This is a genomic window from Pseudaeromonas pectinilytica (assembly GCF_054780855.1).
The window spans coordinates 58,062-76,131 of sequence record NZ_BAAGVN010000361.1; the positions used below are offsets into that span (position 1 = coordinate 58,062).

Below are 18,070 nucleotides of genomic sequence, written 5' to 3' on the forward strand. Positions count from 1 at the left end.
TTCTTCTTGATCTGCATCCTGGCTTTAGCTCTATGATGAAAGCGATTTCAATGGATTCATGGAGTGAGCATATGCAGAGCCAAAAAGGGATCACCCTTGGGGAATTTATCATCCGGCAGCAGGCGGATTTCCCCCATGCCACCGGGGAGTTGAGTTCGTTACTGGCCTCTATCCGCTTGGCGGCCAAGATTGTCAATCGGGAAATCAATCAGGCCGGGATTAGCGACATCCTCGGTAGCACGGGGCAGGACAATATTCAGGGTGAAGAGCAGCAAAAGCTGGATTGGTTTGCCAACGAGCGTTTCAAGGCGGCTCTGGCCGCTCGGGGTGAGGTGTGTGGATTGGCTTCGGAAGAGGAAGAAAACTTTGTCAGTTTCGAGCCCTTACCCGAGCAGAGATCCAAATATGTGGTGCTGATGGATCCTCTGGATGGCTCGTCCAATATTGATGTCAATGTCTCCGTCGGCACCATCTTTTCCATCTATCGACGGGTGACGCCGGTGGGCACGCCGGTACAGCTGGCGGATTTTTTACAGCCCGGACATCGGCAAGTAGCGGCTGGCTATATCATCTATGGCTCTTCAACCATGCTGGTGTATAGCACAGGGCAAGGGGTGAATGGTTTTACCCTAGACCCTTCCATCGGTTGCTTTTACCTCTCACATCCAGAGATCCGTATCCCGGCTAGCGGACGCACCTACTCGGTGAATGAGGGCAATTACCTGAAGTTTCCGGCCGGGGTGAAGCACTATCTGAAGTATTGTCAGGCCGAAGATGAGGCGAGCTCGCGGCCCTATACTTCTCGCTATATAGGCTCTCTAGTGTCGGACTTTCACCGCAATTTGCTCAAAGGCGGCATTTATATGTATCCATCAGGAACCAGCGCCCCTCAGGGCAAGCTCAGACTGCTCTATGAGTGCAATCCACTGGCGTTTTTGGTGGAGCAGGCGGGAGGCGTCGCCAGTGATGGCTTTCGCCGGATCCTTGAACTGGAGCCGACGACCTTGCACCAGCGCTCGCCATTTTTTGTTGGCTCACCGCGCATGGTCGAGCAACTGCAACAGTTGATGGGGCAATACTCACCGGAACTGACCCCAGAGCGTTAACCAGACGGATGTTGAAGCCAGCACTAATAAGAAGGGCAGTCATGGACTGCCCTTATCGTTGTCTTTTCGAAGTGCTGTCAGCGCTCTTCAGGTCGGTTAGCGCTCGCTGATCGGACCCACATGCCGTGTTGGTGCCCCAGTGTACAACTGGCGTGGGCGGCCGATTTTGCTGGCCGGGTCAGACTGCATTTCCATCCAGTGCGAGATCCAGCCAATGGTCCGCGCCAGGGCGAAGATAACGGTAAACATCGAGGTGGGAATACCGATGGCATTGAGAATAATGCCGGAGTAAAAGTCGACGTTTGGATAGAGCTTCTTATCGACGAAATAGGGGTCGGAAAGGGCAATCCGCTCCAGCTCCATGGCGACGTCCAGCAAGGGGTGATCGGTGACATTCAATTCACGCAATACCTCATGGCAGGTATCCCGCATGACGGTGGCTCGTGGATCGTAGTTTTTGTATACCCGGTGACCGAAGCCCATCAAACGGAATGGATCATTCTTATCCTTGGCTCGGGTGACAAAGTGCGGGATGCGCTCAACAGAGCCAATTTCTTGCAACATCTTCAAGCAAGCTTCGTTGGCGCCACCATGTGCCGGTCCCCACAAGGAGGCAATCCCCGCCGCGATACAGGCGAATGGATTGGCACCGGAAGAGCCAGCCAGACGCACACTGGAGGTAGAGGCGTTCTGTTCATGATCGGCATGCAGGATAAAGATCCGATCCATGGCCCGTTCGATCACCGGATTGACCTTGTACTCTTCGCAGGGTACCGAGAACATCATATGCAAGAAGTTACCCGCGTAACTGAGGTCGTTGCGTGGGTACATGAACGGTTGGCCAATCGAGTATTTGAATGACATAGCCGCCAGAGTTGGCATCTTGGATATCAAACGGAAAGCTGCGATTTCGCGGTGCTTAGGGTTATTGATATCCAGTGAGTCGTGATAGAAGGCTGACAGCGCACCGGCGACACCACACATAACGGCCATGGGGTGAGAGTCGCGGCGGAATGCCTTGAACAACGAGGTCATCTGCTCATGGACCATGGTATGGCGAGTCACATGAGCACAGAATTGCTGATACTGCTCCTGGTTGGGTAATTCACCGGAAAGCAGTAGATAACAGACCTGCAAGTAATCGGCATGCAATGCCAAATCGGCAATCGGGTAGCCACGATGCAACAGAATGCCATTGTCACCATCGATATAGGTGATCTTGGATTCGCAGGAGGCGGTCGAGAGAAATCCCGGGTCGTAGGTGAAATAGCCATGGGCGCCCAGAGCGCGCACATCGATAACTTCGGGGCCTTCGGTGCCGACCAAAATTGGCAGCTCGATGGGGTCTCGGCCCGGAATATGTAGGGTGGCTATCTTGTCAGCCATAGCACGTCTCCTTTGCTTAAAATTGCAGCGAGCCCTTGTCCTTAAAAACCTTCGTGCATCACCAGATGCAAAAAGACAGGGCCCAGATGTGGAGTATTTGTATCAGATGAGGGGGCCTTGTCAATTTAACTGACCCCGTCTGGTTAATAACTCATCATAGACTGAGATCTGGCTTGGATAATTGATGTTTCATGAATGTTGTTGGTTTGTAATGAAACTGGGTGGGTGGATATACTCGATGACAAGGTATATGGCGATGAAGCTCTTTTTGTGAAATAACGGTTTTATACCGTGAATCGGGCGGATGATGGTGCAAATGGCATTTAAGGCCAGATGACAGCGTTTGCAATCAGTTTTTTTTAGTGGTTCCTGTTGCTGCATTATAGTAAATGTATTGTGGTATGACTGAGGTAACTATTGATAATCAAACAGGTTTTCTGGATTATCTGCGGTTTGCCAGCAGTACGGCATGAGCCAATAATAAAAATTTACCCTGATCGGTCCGTTCCGGCTTCTTACCGTCTCCTTTGTGGTTATTCCTCTCATCATGGGGCTAGTTGCTACCCGTTGAGAAAATTACCCAAGTGAAGCTGCAAGGCAGTATCTGAATTAAGGGAACAGCATGCAAAACGGCCAAATGACCGCCTGGATTGAGTCCTCCCACCTGGCGGGAGCGAATGCAAGTTACATTGAAGATTTGTACGAATCTTTTTTGCAGAATCCGTCCTCCGTCAGCGAGGAATGGCAGCTTCGTTTTCATGCCCTGAATGCGGGTACCAGCGAGCAGATCCATACACCGGTGCGTGACTATTTTCGCCGCTTGGCGATGGCGGGCCATTCTCGCCAGTCTATGGTCGAGGTAAAAACGGATATCCGTCAGATCCGGGTATTGCAGCTCATCAATGCCTATCGCAGTTGTGCCCACCAGATCGCCAATCTGGATCCGCTCGGCCTGTGGCAACGCGAACCCGTGATTGAGCTAGATCCTCAATACTACGAGTTCAGCGATGGCGACATGGACACCCGCTTTAACGTTGGCTCCTACATGGGGGGCTTGCCCACCATGAGCCTGCGGGACCTGCTCTCTTCTTTGCACAAGACCTATTGCGCGACCATAGGTGCCGAGTACATGCATATGAACTCCATCGAAGAGAAGCGCTGGATCCAGTCCCGGCTGGAATCTGCCGAAGGGCAACCTAATTTTTCCCGTGAAGAACGACAACAAATCCTGCGTGACCTGACGGCGGCCGAGGGACTGGAGCGTTACTTGGGAGCCAAGTTCCCTGGCGCCAAGCGTTTCTCCCTGGAGGGGGGGGACATGCTGGTCCCGATGATCAAGACCTTGTTGCGAGAAGCGGGCAAAGTCGGAACCCAGGAAGCGGTGATCGGTATGGCCCATCGTGGACGGCTGAATATGCTGATCAACGTATTGGGTAAACGCTCGCAGGAGCTGTTTGACGAGTTTGCCGGTAAACACGGTGAGTCCTGGGGCACTGGCGATGTGAAGTATCACCAGGGATTCTCGTCAGATTTTGCGACCGAAGGTGGGAATGTCCATCTGGCGCTGGCGTTCAACCCGTCCCATCTGGAGATCGTCAATCCGGTGGTCATCGGTTCAGTTCGAGCGCGCCTGGATCGCCTGGGTGATCCCTCTGGACTCAAGGTATTACCCATCACGATCCATGGTGACTCGGCGATGTCCGGGCAAGGTGTGGTCGCTGAGACCTTCAACATGTCCCAGACCCGGGCTTTTGGCGTGGGTGGAACCGTACGGATTGTGATCAATAACCAGATCGGATTCACCACCTCGAATCCGCAAGATACCCGTTCTACCCTGTATTGCACCGATATAGCCAAGATGGTGCAGGCGCCGATTTTACATGTGAATGGCGACGATCCGGATGCGGTCATCTTCGTCACCAAACTGGCGCTGGAGTTTCGCAATACCTTCCACCGGGACGTGGTCATTGATCTGGTGTGTTACCGCCGTAATGGCCACAACGAAGCCGACGAGCCAACTGCGACGCAACCGCTGATGTATCAGAAAATCAAGCAACATCCGACCACCCGTCAGCTCTATGGGGAGCGTCTGGCCTATAGCGGTATTTTCACCGATGCAGATGTGGAGCAGTTGGTTACCGATTATCGCGCGGCTCTCGACAAAGGTGAGTGTGTGGTTCCGGAATGGCGCCCGATGGGACAGCAGTATCAGAACTGGACCCAGTACTTGGGTCATGACTGGGACATCGCCTATGACTCGTCGTGTGCCCGGGAGGAGCTGAGTGCCTTGGGCGAGCTGCTCTGTCGCTATCCGGAAGACCACGAGTTACAGCGTCAGGTACAGAAAGTTTATGACGACCGGTTGTTGATGAGCCGTGGGGAAAAGCTGGTGGATTGGGGCTTTGCTGAAAATTTGGCTTACGCCACCTTGGTGAAGGCTGGATTCCGTGTCCGGTTGACGGGACAGGACTCTGGTCGCGGTACCTTCTTCCATCGCCATGCTGTGCTACATAATCAACGAGATGCGGCGACCCATACGCCCTTGATGCATATCAGTGCGGATCAGGGACCGTTCGAGGTGTTTGATTCGGTACTCTCGGAAGAGGCGGTACTGGCTTTTGAATACGGTTATGCGACTGCTGCGCCCGCTGGTCTGACGATTTGGGAAGCGCAATTTGGTGATTTCGCCAATGGTGCCCAGGTGGTAATCGATCAGTTTGTCTCTTCTGGTGAGCAAAAATGGGGACGTTTGTGCGGCCTGACTCTGTTCCTGCCCCATGGTTATGAAGGCCAGGGCCCTGAACACTCCTCGGCTCGGCCGGAACGTTATCTGCAATTGTGCGCGCAGCACAACATGCAAATCTGTATGCCGACGACGCCGGCGCAGGTGTTCCATATGTTGCGGCGGCAGATGGTTCGTCCAATGCGGCGCCCACTCATTGTCTTCACCCCTAAATCACTGCTGCGTCACCCGTTGGCGGTATCCACTCTGGATGAATTGGCCCATGGCCGCTTCCAGAATGTGATAGGCGAGCAGGATGAACACCAACCTGAGGCTGTGACTCGGGTCGTGATGTGTTCAGGGAAGGTTTACTATGACCTGCTTGATGCCCGGCGTAAGGCCGAGCTTAAACATGTTGCCCTAGTACGGATCGAACAACTTTATCCGTTCCCTCATGCCGAACTGACCGATATTCTGGCGCCCTATACCCATGTCAAAGAGTTTGTCTGGTGTCAGGAGGAGCCGCAGAATCAGGGGGCCTGGTATTGCAGTCAGCACCATTTCAATGAGGCATTGCCCGCAGGGGCAAGAGTCCGTTATGCCGGTCGACCGGCATCGGCTTCTCCGGCGGTGGGCTATATTTCATTGCACTTGAAACAACAAAAAGCTTTGGTAGAAGAGGCATTAGGGCTGATTTGAACGGCTTAGCCCGCGAGAGCCCCATATCGTCAGCCCCAAAATTGACAAGGATAAGTAGCATGAGTGTTGAGATCCGAGTTCCTGACCTACCCGAATCGGTTGCCGATGCCACAGTCGGCGACTGGCACAAGAATGTCGGCGAATATGTTAAAGCCGGTGAACTACTGGTCGACATCGAGACCGATAAGGTCGTGCTCGAGGTTCCAGCACCGGAAGATGGTGTGTTGACCCACATCTTGTTTGAACGCGGAGCTACCGTGACATCTCGCCAACCTTTGGCACAGTTACAGCCTGGTGCTGCAACCGCAGCACCTCCGGCCGCAGGATCCCTGGAGGATTCAGCCAAGAATGCGGATATCCTGACCCCTTCGGTACGCCGTTTGCTGGCAGAGCAAGGAGTGGATCCGGCGCTAATTGTCGGCACTGGCAAGGGGGGAAGAATCAGCCGCGAGGATGTGAATCGCCATCTGGTACAGCAGGCGGTGTCTGCTCCCATACCGGGAGCAACGACACTGGCGCCACCTTCTGTATCTGCACCCGTGACAGCTGATGTTCAAACTGGTATGCGTGAAGAAAAACGGGTGCCGATGACCCGATTACGCCAGCGGGTTGCCGAGCGCTTGCTGGATGCCAAGAACACCACCGCCATGTTGACCACCTTTAATGAAGTCAATATGAAACCGATCATGGATATCCGGAAGGGCTATCAGGAGCGGTTCGAAAAGCGCCACGACATCAAGTTGGGCTTCATGTCCTTCTATGTACGCGCTGTGACCGAAGCGTTGAAGCGTTACCCCATCGTGAATGCCTCGATTGATGGCAATGACATCGTGTACCACAACTATTTCGATATCAGCATTGCTGTTTCCACCGAGCGTGGATTGGTGACTCCGGTTTTGCGTGATTGCGACAGCATGTCATTAGCTGATATTGAACGTGGGATTAAGTCATTGGCGGATAAGGCTCGGGATGGTAAGTTGACCGTGGATGACCTTTCCGGTGGTAATTTTACCATCACCAATGGCGGTGTTTTCGGCTCGCTGATGTCAACACCTATCATCAATCCACCACAGAGTGCCATCTTGGGAATGCATAAAATCCAGGATCGGCCCATGGCGGTTGATGGTCAGGTCGTGATACTGCCCATGATGTATCTGGCGCTTTCTTATGATCACCGCATCATTGATGGACGAGACTCGGTTGGATTTTTGGTGACAGTCAAAGAGTTATTGGAAGACCCGACCCGCCTGCTACTGGACATCTAACATTCATCTCCGGCGCTTTGAGCGCCGGAATTTCACAACAGGGATTGAGTGTCATGAATTTGCACGAATATCAGGCAAAACAACTATTTGCCGAATTTGGACTGCCGGTACCTGCCGGCATGGCCTGTGAGAGTGCTCAAGAAGCCGTCGATGCGGCAACCGCCTTGGGTCAGGATAAGTGGGTCGTTAAATGTCAGGTCCATGCCGGTGGCCGAGGCAAGGCTGGCGGGGTCAAGGTCGCGACCAATAAAGAAGAGGTTCGGGCATTTGCCGAGCATTGGTTGGGCAAGAATCTGGTGACCTACCAGACCGATGCCAAAGGACAGCCGGTAAACAAGATCCTGGTTGAAACCTGCACCCAGATCGCCAAAGAGTTGTATCTGGGGGCCGTGGTGGATCGTGCCTCACGTCGCGTGGTGTTCATGGCGTCAACGGAAGGGGGCATGGAGATTGAAAAGGTCGCCCACGAAACCCCGGAACTAATCCACAAGGCAATTCTGGATCCGCTGACTGGACCACAAGCGTATCAGGCGCGGGAACTGGGCTTTAAACTGGGTCTGAATGCGGCACAGCTCAAGCAATTCACCAGCATCTTCTTGGGCCTGGGTAAGATGTTTGTGGCCCACGATCTGGCGTTGTTAGAAATCAATCCGCTGGTGATCACCGCCAGTGGTGATCTCCTGTGTTTGGATGGCAAGATCAACATCGACTCCAATGCCCTGTATCGTCAGCCCAAGCTGCGTGAAATGCATGATGTCAGTCAGGAAGATGAGCGCGAAGCTCATGCCGCACAGTGGGAACTGAATTACGTGGCGCTGGATGGCAACATTGGTTGCATGGTGAATGGTGCCGGTCTGGCGATGGGCACCATGGATATCATCAAACACCATGGTGGCTTCCCGGCTAACTTCCTGGATGTGGGGGGTGGTGCGACCAAAGAGCGCGTGACTGAAGCCTTCAAGATCATCTTGTCTGACGACAAGGTGAAGGCGGTGTTGGTCAATATTTTCGGTGGTATCGTGCGCTGTGATTTGATTGCTGATGGCATCATTGGTGCAGTCGAAGAGGTAGGCGTCAAGATCCCGGTCGTGGTTCGTCTGGAAGGTAACAATGCCGATTTGGGCTCTGAGCGTCTGGCGCAGAGTGGGTTGAATATTATTGCTGCCAAGAGTCTGACTGACGCAGCGGTGCAGGTAGTGAAGGCAGCGGAGGCCGTGGCATGAGCGTCTTGATCAACAAAGATACCAAGGTCATCTGTCAGGGATTTACCGGCTCACAGGGTACCTTTCACTCCGAACAGGCGATTGCCTATGGCACTCAGATGGTCGGTGGTGTTTCTCCTGGCAAGGGTGGCAGCACCCATCTGGGCTTGCCGGTTTTTAACACAGTCCGGGATGCAGTTCTGGCGACTCAAGCCACTGCATCGGTGATCTATGTTCCTGCTCCTTTCTGTAAGGATGCGATCCTGGAAGCCATTGATGCTGGTATTCAGCTGATTGTCTGCATTACCGAAGGCATTCCGACGCTAGATATGTTGCAGGTGAAGTGCAAGCTGGAAGAAACCGGTGTGCGCATGATCGGCCCCAACTGTCCGGGCGTAATTACACCGGGCGAGTGCAAAATTGGCATCATGCCTGGGCATATCCATTTGCCGGGACGGGTGGGGATTGTCTCGCGCTCTGGAACCTTGACCTATGAGGCGGTGAAGCAAACCACGGATGCAGGGTTTGGACAGTCCACCTGTGTCGGGATTGGCGGCGATCCGATCCCGGGCTCCAATTTCATCGATATCCTGCGTGAGTTCCAGGACGATCCGCAGACGGAAGCGATTGTGATGATCGGTGAAATCGGTGGTACGGCAGAGGAAGAGGCTGCGGCCTTTATCAAGGCCCATGTCACCAAACCCGTGGTTTCCTACATCGCGGGTGTTACCGCGCCGGCAGGAAAACGGATGGGCCATGCGGGCGCCATCATCGCTGGCGGTAAGGGAACGGCTGCCGAGAAGTTTGCAGCCCTGGAGGCGGCGGGAGTGAAGACGGTTCGCTCGTTGGCCGATATCGGCGCCGCGCTCAAAGAGATCACTGGCTGGTAATGCGTCGCCAACCGCTGATGCAACGCCGCCTTCGGGCGGCGTTGTCGTTTTGAGCACTCAGAAAAGAAACAAGCCAGCTCGAGAGCTGGCTTGTGGTATTGGGATGCTTGAGACAGAGATTAGAACTCTGCGGTACGAGGTGTTCGCGGGAAGGGGATCACGTCGCGCACGTTACCCATGCCGGTCACATACACCACCAGACGTTCAAAACCCAGACCGAAGCCGGCATGAGGAACCGTGCCGTAGCGGCGCAGATCCCGATACCACCAGTAGTCCTCTTTATTGAGCTCCATCTCGGCCAGACGGGCATCCAGCACATCCAGACGTTCTTCCCGTTGCGAGCCACCGATGATCTCACCGATACCGGGAGCCAGGACGTCCATCGCGGCTACTGTTTTTCCGTCATCGTTCAAGCGCATGTAGAACGCCTTGATATCCTTCGGATAGTTCTTCACAACCACCGGCGCCTTGAAGTGCTCTTCGGCGAGATAACGTTCGTGCTCGGATTGCAGATCGATACCCCACTCGACGGCAAAGTCGAACTGCTTGCCGCAGTTTTTCAGGATCTCGATGGCATCGGTGTAATCAACCTGAGCGAAGTCCGAGCTGACGAATTGCTCCAGGCGGCTCACGGCTTCCTTGTCGACATGCTGGGCAAAGAAATCCAGATCATCACGGCGTTCATTCAGCACCGCCTGGAATACATACTTCAGTAGTTGCTCCGCCAGCTTGGCGTTGGCTTCCAAGTCATTGAAGGCCACTTCGGGCTCGATCATCCAGAATTCGGCCAAATGACGGCTAGTGTTGGAGTTTTCCGCGCGGAAGGTCGGGCCAAAGGTATAGACCTTGGACAGGGCACAGGCGTAAGTTTCCGCATTCAGTTGACCGGATACCGTCAGAAAAGCTTCTTTGCCAAAGAAATCCTGGCTGTAGTCGACGCCACCCTTATCGGTGCGGGGCAGGTTTTCCATATCCAGGGTGGAGACGCGGAACATTTCGCCAGCGCCTTCGCAATCAGAGGCGGTGATCAGCGGAGTCGATACCCAAACAAAACCTTGCTCATGGAAGAAGCGATGTATGGCCTGAGCCAGGCAGTTACGGACACGAGTCACGGCCCCCATCAGGTTGGTGCGCGGACGTAAATGAGCCTGTTCGCGTAAATATTCGATGGTGTGGCGTTTAGCGGCCATCGGATAGGTATCCGGATCATCGACCCAACCGACTACGGTCACTGCGGTGGCTTGAAGCTCGAATGCTTGACCTGCTCCCAGCGAGGCGGCCACGACGCCTGTGACCTCCACGGAGCAGCCAGTGGTCAGACGCAGCACATCATCCTCGTAATTGCTCAGGGAGTTGGGTACCACGGCCTGTACCGGATGGAAACAGGATCCATCATGAATGGCCAAAAAAGAGATCCCGGCTTTGGAATCTCGGCGGGTACGGATCCAGCCTTTCACGGTCAGGCTGCTGCCAACGGCAAATTTGCCCTTGAGCACATCATCTACGGATGCATGGGTCATCTGATTTATCTCTCCAACTTATTGTCGTACCGGGCTTCTGGTCCGGTTTTTTGATCGCATCATCTTACCTGCGCCGAATCAGGACTCAAGCAAAAGATGGTCTGTCGCTCTGGCTGGATTAGCTTCGGGACACGCCCGATGCCGGAGGACTTTGCGGCGATGAGGCCAAGCTCTCCATCAGCTGATTGAAGTTTTCACTCAGACGACCTAGCTCATCATTGCGCTCTACAGGCAGGCGGATGCTGTGATCGCCGAGATCACTGGCGCGCTCCATCGCCAGCGAAATGCGATGCAAGGGACCTACAATCTGCCGACGGATGATATAAAGCGCCAGCAGCAGACCCGCGCCAAAAAACAGACAGAGTAACAAGGCGGTTGTCAGCAGATGGGTTTCGATGTCATCGAATGCGGCATTCAATGAATATTCAAGGCGAATAAACTGCGGCCCGGAGTGTTGGAGGTTACATTCCTGGCACGCGGTAAACCAGCCCGGCCCCAGTGATTGCATCAGCACCAAGCGGGTATCGGCGCCCCGTTCCACAACCTGATAGCCATGGGGGGATGGCATGGCGGGTGAGGAGGAAGCCCCGGCCGGGTCATGGGGTAACAATTGTAGTGAAACCAGCTCTGAATGCTGGGTGAGTCGTTCTCCCAGCGCTTGGCGGGCGGCGGCCGTCGGCATCAGAGCAGCGCCATCCAGATAGGATTGCAGCAGTAGCTTGGCTTGACTGTGGGCCACCTGTAATACCAACTCGCGCTCTCGTTGAGCTTGGTAAGCGGTGATGGCAATCAGTACCGATGAAAAGATGATCAGCAGGACGAAACAGACCTTGCCTGCAATCGAGATGCGCATCGCGGGATCCTGTCATGGGTCGGCAGCCCTGCGCCGCCGACGATGCGGCTACTATACCAGAGCTGCCTGCCGATGTGGCGGCAACTCTGGTCGGGCCGCCATGACGGGCTTTGGAATCACGGCTTTATCGTTTCATCTTCGGCCATCAGATCGAGCGCTTGGCCTACTGCTCGGGTGAGTTGCTGTAACTGCTCGGCTTGAATAATGAAGGGGGGCATCAGATAGATCAAATGACCAAAGGGTCGGATCCAGACTCCTGAGTCGACAAACAAGCGTTGCAAGCGGGCCATATCAACCGGAGTCCGGGTCTCGACGACACCAATGGCTCCCAGCACCCGGACATCCTTGACCACAGGATGGTGACGATACTGCTCCAACTCGGTCGCCAGCTGTCGGGCTATAGTCTCGACTCGTTGTTGCCAATCGGAGTCGAGTAGCAGCGCAATCGAGGCATTGGCGATGGCACAGGCCAGTGGGTTGGCCATAAACGTCGGGCCATGCATCAGCACACCAGCCTCACCGTCGCAGATACCGCGCATGATCTTCTCGCTGGTGAGTGTGGCCGACAGGGTGAGATAACCGCCAGTCAACGCTTTGCCCAGGCACATGATGTCCGGGCTGATCCCGGCCCACTCGCAGGCAAATAGTTTACCGGTGCGACCAAAACCGGTGGCAATTTCGTCGGCAATCAGCAGGACATCGAATTCGTCGCACAGATTGCGGACTTGACGTAGATATTCCGGGTGATAGAAGCGCATGCCACCTGCGCCTTGCACTATGGGTTCAAGGATCACGGCAGCAAATTGCTGGTGATCCCGCTGCAATAAATCCCGTAGCGGCAGGATATCGTCCGGTTGCCAATCACCATCGAATCGGCTTTGCGGGGCCGGGATAAATCGGTGTTCCGGTAAGAATCCTTTATACAGCCGATGCATGCTGCCATCCGGATCGGTGACACTCATGGCACCAAAAGTATCCCCGTGGTAGCCCTGTCGCAGGGCAATAAAGCGCGCACGGGGCTGGCCGCGGCTCTGCCAATATTGCAGCGCCATTTTCAGTGCCACCTCGACCGCCACCGAGCCCGAGTCGGCCAGAAATACCCGATCCAGACCTGCTGGCGTCAGTTCGACCAAGGTACGGCACAGACGAGTAGCTGGCTCATGGCGGATGCCCCCGAACATGACATGGGACATCTGTTGTAACTGTCCTGCAGCTGCCGCATTCAACTCCGGCACATTATAACCGTGTACACAGGCCCACCAGGATGACATGCCATCGACCAAACGACGACCATCGGCTAACTGCAAGTAAACCCCATCGGCACGGGTTACCTCATAGGTGGGTAAGGGGTGGGTTAACGAAGTGTAGGGGTGCCAGATGTGTTGCTGATCAAAATCTCTATTGTTCATCTAATGGTCGCTTGTCAATGCGCTGGCTGATGTTTTGGTTGACAGCATACTGGCCCGCCATAGACTAGCCAAGTCTAATCCCATTTTTGAGAGTCTGTCATGGAAGCCGAAATCCGCCATAACTGGAGCATGGAACAGGTCAAAACCCTGTTTGCCTTACCCTTCAACGACTTGCTGTTTCAGGCTCAGTCTATTCATCGTCAGCACTTCAATCCGAACGAGGTTCAGGTCAGTACCCTGTTGTCGATCAAGACTGGGGCTTGTCCGGAAGACTGTAAATATTGCCCGCAGAGTGCTCGCTATCAGACCGGACTGGAATCGGAACGTCTGCTGGAAGTGGAAAAGGTGCTGGAGCGAGCTCGGGAAGCCAAGTCGGCGGGGTCGTCACGGTTTTGTATGGGCGCAGCTTGGCGTAATCCGCGGGATCGGGATATGCCCTATCTGTTGCGGATGGTGCAGGAGGTCAAGGATATGGGGATGGAAACCTGTATGACCCTTGGCATGCTGACCGCCGAGCAGGCCAGTCAACTGGCCGGTGCCGGACTGGATTATTACAACCACAACCTGGATACCTCGCCTGAGTTCTATGGCGATATCATTACTACCCGTAGCTATCAGGATCGGTTGGATACCTTGTCTCATGTCCGTGATGCAGGGATGAAGGTCTGCTCGGGCGGGATTATCGGCATGGGTGAAAGTGCCACCGATCGCGCCGGTCTGCTGGTACAACTGGCGAACCTGTCGCCACAGCCGGAAAGTGTACCGATCAACATGCTGGTGAAGGTCAAGGGTACACCTTTGGAAAACGAAGCCGAGGTCGATCCATTTGATTTCGTGCGCATTATTGCCGTAGCCCGGATCATGATGCCGGCCTCCCATGTTCGACTGTCGGCTGGGCGGGAAAAAATGAATGATCAGATGCAGGCGCTTTGTTTTATGGCGGGTGCCAACTCTATTTTCTATGGCTGTAAGCTCCTGACCACGGCCAATCCCAATGAAAATGCGGATATGCAGTTATTCAACCGGTTGGGGATCCGTCCTGAACAGCGTGTGCAGAAGCCGGATCTGATGCAGGAGCAAGAGCTCCGTGAAGCGGTACTGGAACAGCAGGATGAACAGGAGTTGTTTTACGATGCCTCCAAGCCCAGAGTGGTGCGACAACTCACCAAAACCGAGGCGTGAGCGATGCCATTTCAACTGGAGTCAGAGCTTCAGGCCAGGCACGAGCAAGGGCTGTTGCGTCAACGCCAGATCTTGCAATCCGGACAGGGTGCTTCGCTGCTGATTAACGGGCGTCGGTACCTGAATTTCTCTTCCAACGATTATTTGGGGGCTGCCAGCCAGCCCGCTATCGTCGCAGCATGGCAGCAGGGACTGGCAATCTGGGGGGCTGGATCCGGTGCCTCGCCGTTGGTGACCGGGTATACCGGAGCGCATCAGCAGTTGGAAGATGCCCTGGCCGATTGGCTAAACGTCGAGGCTGTTTTATTGTTTTCGTCAGGATTTGCGGCTAACCAGGCCGTGTTGAAGGCGTTACTCAAACCGTCGCATCAACAGTGGCAGGATCGCCTCAACCATGCCTCCTTGCAGGAAGCTGGCAGTCTGATCCCTTCCCGCATGAACCGCTTCCGGCATAACGATATGGTCCATCTGGCGAGCCAATTACGACCGAAGGCTGGGCTTATCATCAGTGAAGGGGTCTTCAGCATGGATGGTGATCAGGCTCCTTGCGAGGAACTGCTCCAGTTGGCGGAAGCCAGTGGTAACTGGTTGATGCTGGATGATGCCCATGGCCTGGGAACTCATGGCCGGGGTGGCCGAGGCACGCTGGATGTACAGGGTCTTGCTCATTCCCGGGTCGCTGTTTTAGTGGGGACGTTTGGTAAGGCATTTGGTACCGCCGGAGCCTTTGTGGCGGGCTCCCGCCGGTTGATCGATTATCTGCTGAACTTTGCCCGGGATTACGTCTATAGCACTCATATGCCAGCCTCTCAGGCGCTAGCCACACATGCAGCCTTGCAGTGGGTCATCAAGGCGGATGACGAACGCGCTCATTTGCAGCGACTGATCGCCCATTTTCGCGCCGGTGCCGCCGCATTGGGTTTGACACTCATGCCATCGGTGACGGCGATACAGCCGCTATTGGTGGGAGATAGTGCTAGAGCCTTGTCACTGGCGACCCGATTGCGGGAGTTGGGCTGCTGGGTCACGGCGATCCGTCCGCCGACGGTTCCGCCCGGGATGGCCCGACTGCGGTTGACCCTGACCGCTGGGCATTCGGTGGATGATATTGATGTCCTGCTGGGGGCGTTGGCTCAATGTGACGACGGGGTTGCTTGCGATGGAGCTCATGGGAATGAATGACTGGTCATTGCCGGTCGATAAACTTGATTTGGCTGCCCGATTTGGCAAAGCCGCTAGTCATTATGACCAGCATGCGGTTGTCCAGCAGCAGATCGGCGAGTATCTGCTCCATTTAATATCACAACAAAATTATGAGGTTGCTCTCGATTTGGGATGTGGCACCGGCTTTTTTTTGCAAAAGCTGCAACCCTTAAGTGAGCAGGTCATTGCCCTCGATCTGTCGTTGGGGATGTTGATGGCGGCCACGCAGAAAGTATCCAGCGCCAGTTTTATCTGTGGTGATGCGGAGCAGCTACCCTTGTCGGATAGCGCATTTGATTTGGTCTTCTCCAGCCTAGCCTTGCAGTGGTGTGCTTCTTTGCCGCTGGCACTGGGCGAAATATACCGGGTATTGCGACCAGGGGGCAGGGTAGCGTTTGCTACGCTTAGCGCAGGTAGCCTGCCGGAGTTGTGTCGCGCTTGGCAACAGGTTGATGATTTGGATCATGTGAACCGGTTTATCGACGAAGAACGATTACAATCTCTGTGTCTTCAGCAAGGATTTCGTCTTGAGCAATGGTTCTGCCGTCGTCATGTCTTGCATTATTCGACGTTGCGTGAGCTACTTATGGGTCTCAAAGGAATTGGCGCGAATCAGGTTACAGGACAGCGGGCGCCCGGGTTATCTGGGCGTCAACGATGGTTGACGTTAGAAAAAGCTTATGAAAATGAACGAGATAATACCGGCTTGTTACCAGTTAGCTATGAAGTTTGCTACGGAGTTTTGACGCGATGACAAAAACTTTTTTCATCACTGGTACGGATACCGAGGTCGGAAAGACGGTCTCAACCGTTGCTTTATTGCGTGCTGCCAACAAGCTTGGATTGCTGACAGCAGCCTATAAGCCAGTGGCCTCAGGTTGCGATCTGATGGAGGAGGGACTCTGTAACCAGGATGTGGTGATGTTGCAGAAGAATACCTCGCTACGGTTAGCCTATGAGGAGTTGGTGGGCTACTGCTTTGAACCTCATATTGCTCCCCATATCGCTTCGGAAGAAAGTGGCGTCCCCATCGAGCTTTATGTATTGAGTGATGGACTCAAACGCTTGAGGGAAACCGATGCAGACATGATATTTGTTGAAGGTGCGGGTGGTTGGCGCTTACCGGTCGGGCATGGGCATTTTCTCTCGGATTGGGTGCGTCATGAGAACTTACCAGTGATTCTGGTTGTTGGCGCCAAACTCGGCTGCCTGAATCATGCCATGTTGACCTATGAAGCTATCCAGCACGATCGGCTTAACATCGCCGGCTGGTGCGTGAATCGTATTCACCCTGGAATGAGTCATTACAAAGCGAATCTGGAAACCCTAAAAAGTTTATTACCAGCGCCATTTTTAGGTGAAATCCCCTACCTGGCTCGTCCGTTTGAATCAGATCTAGGGCAGTATCTGGATCTATCGCCGTTGTTGTAGGCTGTCATCAGATGCGTTCAAAACACCATGCCTATGTGCATGGTGTTTTTGTTTCACCTTTGTTCATTGAAATTCTATTCCTCGCCCCTATGATCAGTTTGAGTCAGCATCTGGTTTGAGTGGTGGTTGTGTTGGAAGCGGAGCTTTCGTGTGTGTCAGGTTATTCCTGACGAATAGGCCGGTATAGACTGCTGCCTTTTCTGTGATATCTATGTTACCAATGACATACCTGAATCAAGGTCTTTGTGTCCCTGATCTGTTAAGGAGTCTTCATGAAACGCGTGTTGTTGTTTTTGGCAACGAATCTGGCTGTTGTACTGGTTCTGTCTATCGTTCTGAGCGTGCTTTCCAGCTGGCTCGGTTTGAATCGCCAGGGGATGGGTGGCCTCTTGTTGATGGCGGCGGTGTTTGGCTTTGGTGGTTCCATCATCTCGCTGCTGATCTCCAAGTGGGTGGCCAAGCGCAGTTATGGAGTGCAAATTATCGAGCAACCCCGCAGTGAGATGGAGCATTGGCTCCTGGCTACTGTGACTCGGCAGGCGCAGCAAGCCGGCATTGGCATGCCGGAAGTGGGTATCTATGACTCACCCGAGATGAATGCTTTTGCTACCGGTGCCAGCAAAAATAACTCACTGGTCGCAGTGAGCTCGGGTCTGCTTTACAGCATGAGTCGTGACGAGGCTGAGGCGGTCTTGGCCCATGAAGTCAGTCACATCGCCAATGGTGACATGGTGACCCTGACCCTGATCCAGGGGGTGGTGAATACCTTTGTCATCTTCTTTGCCCGGGTTGTCGCTGGCATCATCAGTAACTTTTTTCGCTCTAATGATGAAGAGCAAGGTTCAGCGCTGGGTGGCTTTGCCTACATGATGATCGTCTTTGTGCTGGAGATGGTCTTTGGTATCTTGGCTTCCGTCATCGTTATGTGGTTCTCCCGTCAGCGCGAGTTTCGCGCCGATGCCGGCTCAGCCCGGTTGGCTGGACGTCACAAGATGATTGCCGCTCTGGAGCGCCTGCGTCAGGGTCATGAGCCCCAGTTGGAAGGCACCATGATGGCCTTTGGTATCAACGGTAAACGTTCGATGAACGAGTGGTTTATGAGCCATCCGCCTTTGGAGCAACGGATCGAAGCCTTGCGCCAGCAGTCGCTGTAATTGCCAACTCGGTATACAACAAGGGCTATCCTAGGATAGCCCTTTGTT

14 protein-coding genes are annotated in these 18,070 nt (G+C 54.2%); 10 read left to right on the forward strand and 4 right to left on the reverse strand.

The window, feature by feature from the left end:
- Positions 1-71 precede the first annotated feature (71 nt).
- Positions 72-1,106 carry a class 1 fructose-bisphosphatase gene (gene fbp / locus ACYVG7_RS20470; protein WP_460884954.1) on the forward strand — a complete coding sequence of 345 codons (1,035 nt, stop codon included), beginning with the start codon at positions 72-74 and terminating at the stop codon, positions 1,104-1,106.
- A gap of 96 nt (positions 1,107-1,202) precedes the next feature.
- On the opposite strand, the gene gltA is transcribed toward fbp, so the two are convergent.
- Complete coding sequence (gltA, locus tag ACYVG7_RS20475; protein ID WP_460884955.1) at positions 1,203-2,492, reverse strand: citrate synthase; 1,290 nt, start codon at positions 2,490-2,492, stop codon at positions 1,203-1,205.
- A 622-nt stretch (positions 2,493-3,114) separates the two neighbouring features.
- Between gltA and sucA the strand changes: the two genes are divergently transcribed.
- The 4 genes from sucA to sucD are packed head-to-tail and all read left to right on the forward strand — an operon-like array spanning position 3,115 to position 9,270.
- Positions 3,115-5,913 carry a 2-oxoglutarate dehydrogenase E1 component gene (sucA, locus tag ACYVG7_RS20480; RefSeq protein WP_460884956.1) on the forward strand — a complete coding sequence of 933 codons (2,799 nt, stop codon included), beginning with the start codon at positions 3,115-3,117 and terminating at the stop codon, positions 5,911-5,913.
- Between the two features lie 59 nt (positions 5,914-5,972).
- Positions 5,973-7,178 (forward strand): 2-oxoglutarate dehydrogenase complex dihydrolipoyllysine-residue succinyltransferase, encoded by a 1,206-nt coding sequence (odhB, locus tag ACYVG7_RS20485; protein WP_460884957.1) that lies wholly within the window; start codon positions 5,973-5,975, stop codon positions 7,176-7,178.
- A gap of 53 nt (positions 7,179-7,231) precedes the next feature.
- Positions 7,232-8,401: an ADP-forming succinate--CoA ligase subunit beta gene (gene sucC, locus ACYVG7_RS20490; protein WP_460884958.1), complete on the forward strand. Its 1,170-nt coding sequence runs from the start codon at positions 7,232-7,234 to the stop codon at positions 8,399-8,401.
- A complete protein-coding gene (sucD, locus tag ACYVG7_RS20495; protein ID WP_460884959.1) occupies positions 8,398-9,270 on the forward strand; it encodes a succinate--CoA ligase subunit alpha in 873 nt (290 codons plus the stop codon). Before sucC ends, sucD begins: the two co-directional genes overlap by 4 nt.
- 119 nt (positions 9,271-9,389) lie before the next feature.
- Here the strand turns inward: sucD and asnS are convergent, their stop codons facing one another.
- The 3 genes from asnS to bioA all read right to left on the reverse strand — a co-directional run bounded on the left by asnS (position 9,390) and on the right by bioA (position 13,052).
- On the reverse strand, positions 9,390-10,790 hold the full coding sequence (asnS, locus tag ACYVG7_RS20500) for an asparagine--tRNA ligase (RefSeq protein WP_460884960.1): 1,401 nt from the start codon (positions 10,788-10,790) through the stop codon (positions 9,390-9,392).
- Between the two features lie 118 nt (positions 10,791-10,908).
- On the reverse strand, positions 10,909-11,643 hold the full coding sequence (locus tag ACYVG7_RS20505; RefSeq protein WP_460884961.1) for a HAMP domain-containing protein: 735 nt from the start codon (positions 11,641-11,643) through the stop codon (positions 10,909-10,911).
- A gap of 116 nt (positions 11,644-11,759) precedes the next feature.
- Complete coding sequence (gene bioA / locus ACYVG7_RS20510) at positions 11,760-13,052, reverse strand: adenosylmethionine--8-amino-7-oxononanoate transaminase (RefSeq protein WP_460884962.1); 1,293 nt, start codon at positions 13,050-13,052, stop codon at positions 11,760-11,762.
- Between the two features lie 99 nt (positions 13,053-13,151).
- Here bioA and bioB point away from each other — a divergent pair, with 99 nt between their 5' ends.
- From bioB to htpX, 5 genes are all read left to right on the forward strand, one after another.
- Positions 13,152-14,234 (forward strand): biotin synthase BioB, encoded by a 1,083-nt coding sequence (gene bioB, locus ACYVG7_RS20515; RefSeq protein ID WP_460884963.1) that lies wholly within the window; start codon positions 13,152-13,154, stop codon positions 14,232-14,234.
- A gap of 3 nt (positions 14,235-14,237) precedes the next feature.
- Positions 14,238-15,416 (forward strand): 8-amino-7-oxononanoate synthase, encoded by a 1,179-nt coding sequence (gene bioF / locus ACYVG7_RS20520; protein ID WP_460884964.1) that lies wholly within the window; start codon positions 14,238-14,240, stop codon positions 15,414-15,416.
- The gene (gene bioC, locus ACYVG7_RS20525) at positions 15,403-16,191 is read left to right on the forward strand and encodes a malonyl-ACP O-methyltransferase BioC (protein WP_460884965.1); all 789 of its coding nucleotides are present in this window, start codon (positions 15,403-15,405) and stop codon (positions 16,189-16,191) included. Before bioF ends, bioC begins: the two co-directional genes overlap by 14 nt.
- Positions 16,188-16,868: a dethiobiotin synthase gene (bioD, locus tag ACYVG7_RS20530; protein ID WP_460884966.1), complete on the forward strand. Its 681-nt coding sequence runs from the start codon at positions 16,188-16,190 to the stop codon at positions 16,866-16,868. Before bioC ends, bioD begins: the two co-directional genes overlap by 4 nt.
- Before the next feature lie 272 nt (positions 16,869-17,140).
- Positions 17,141-18,022, forward strand: a complete 882-nt coding sequence (gene htpX, locus ACYVG7_RS20535) for a protease HtpX (RefSeq protein ID WP_460884967.1) — start codon at positions 17,141-17,143, stop codon at positions 18,020-18,022.
- Positions 18,023-18,070: the final 48 nt, after the last annotated feature.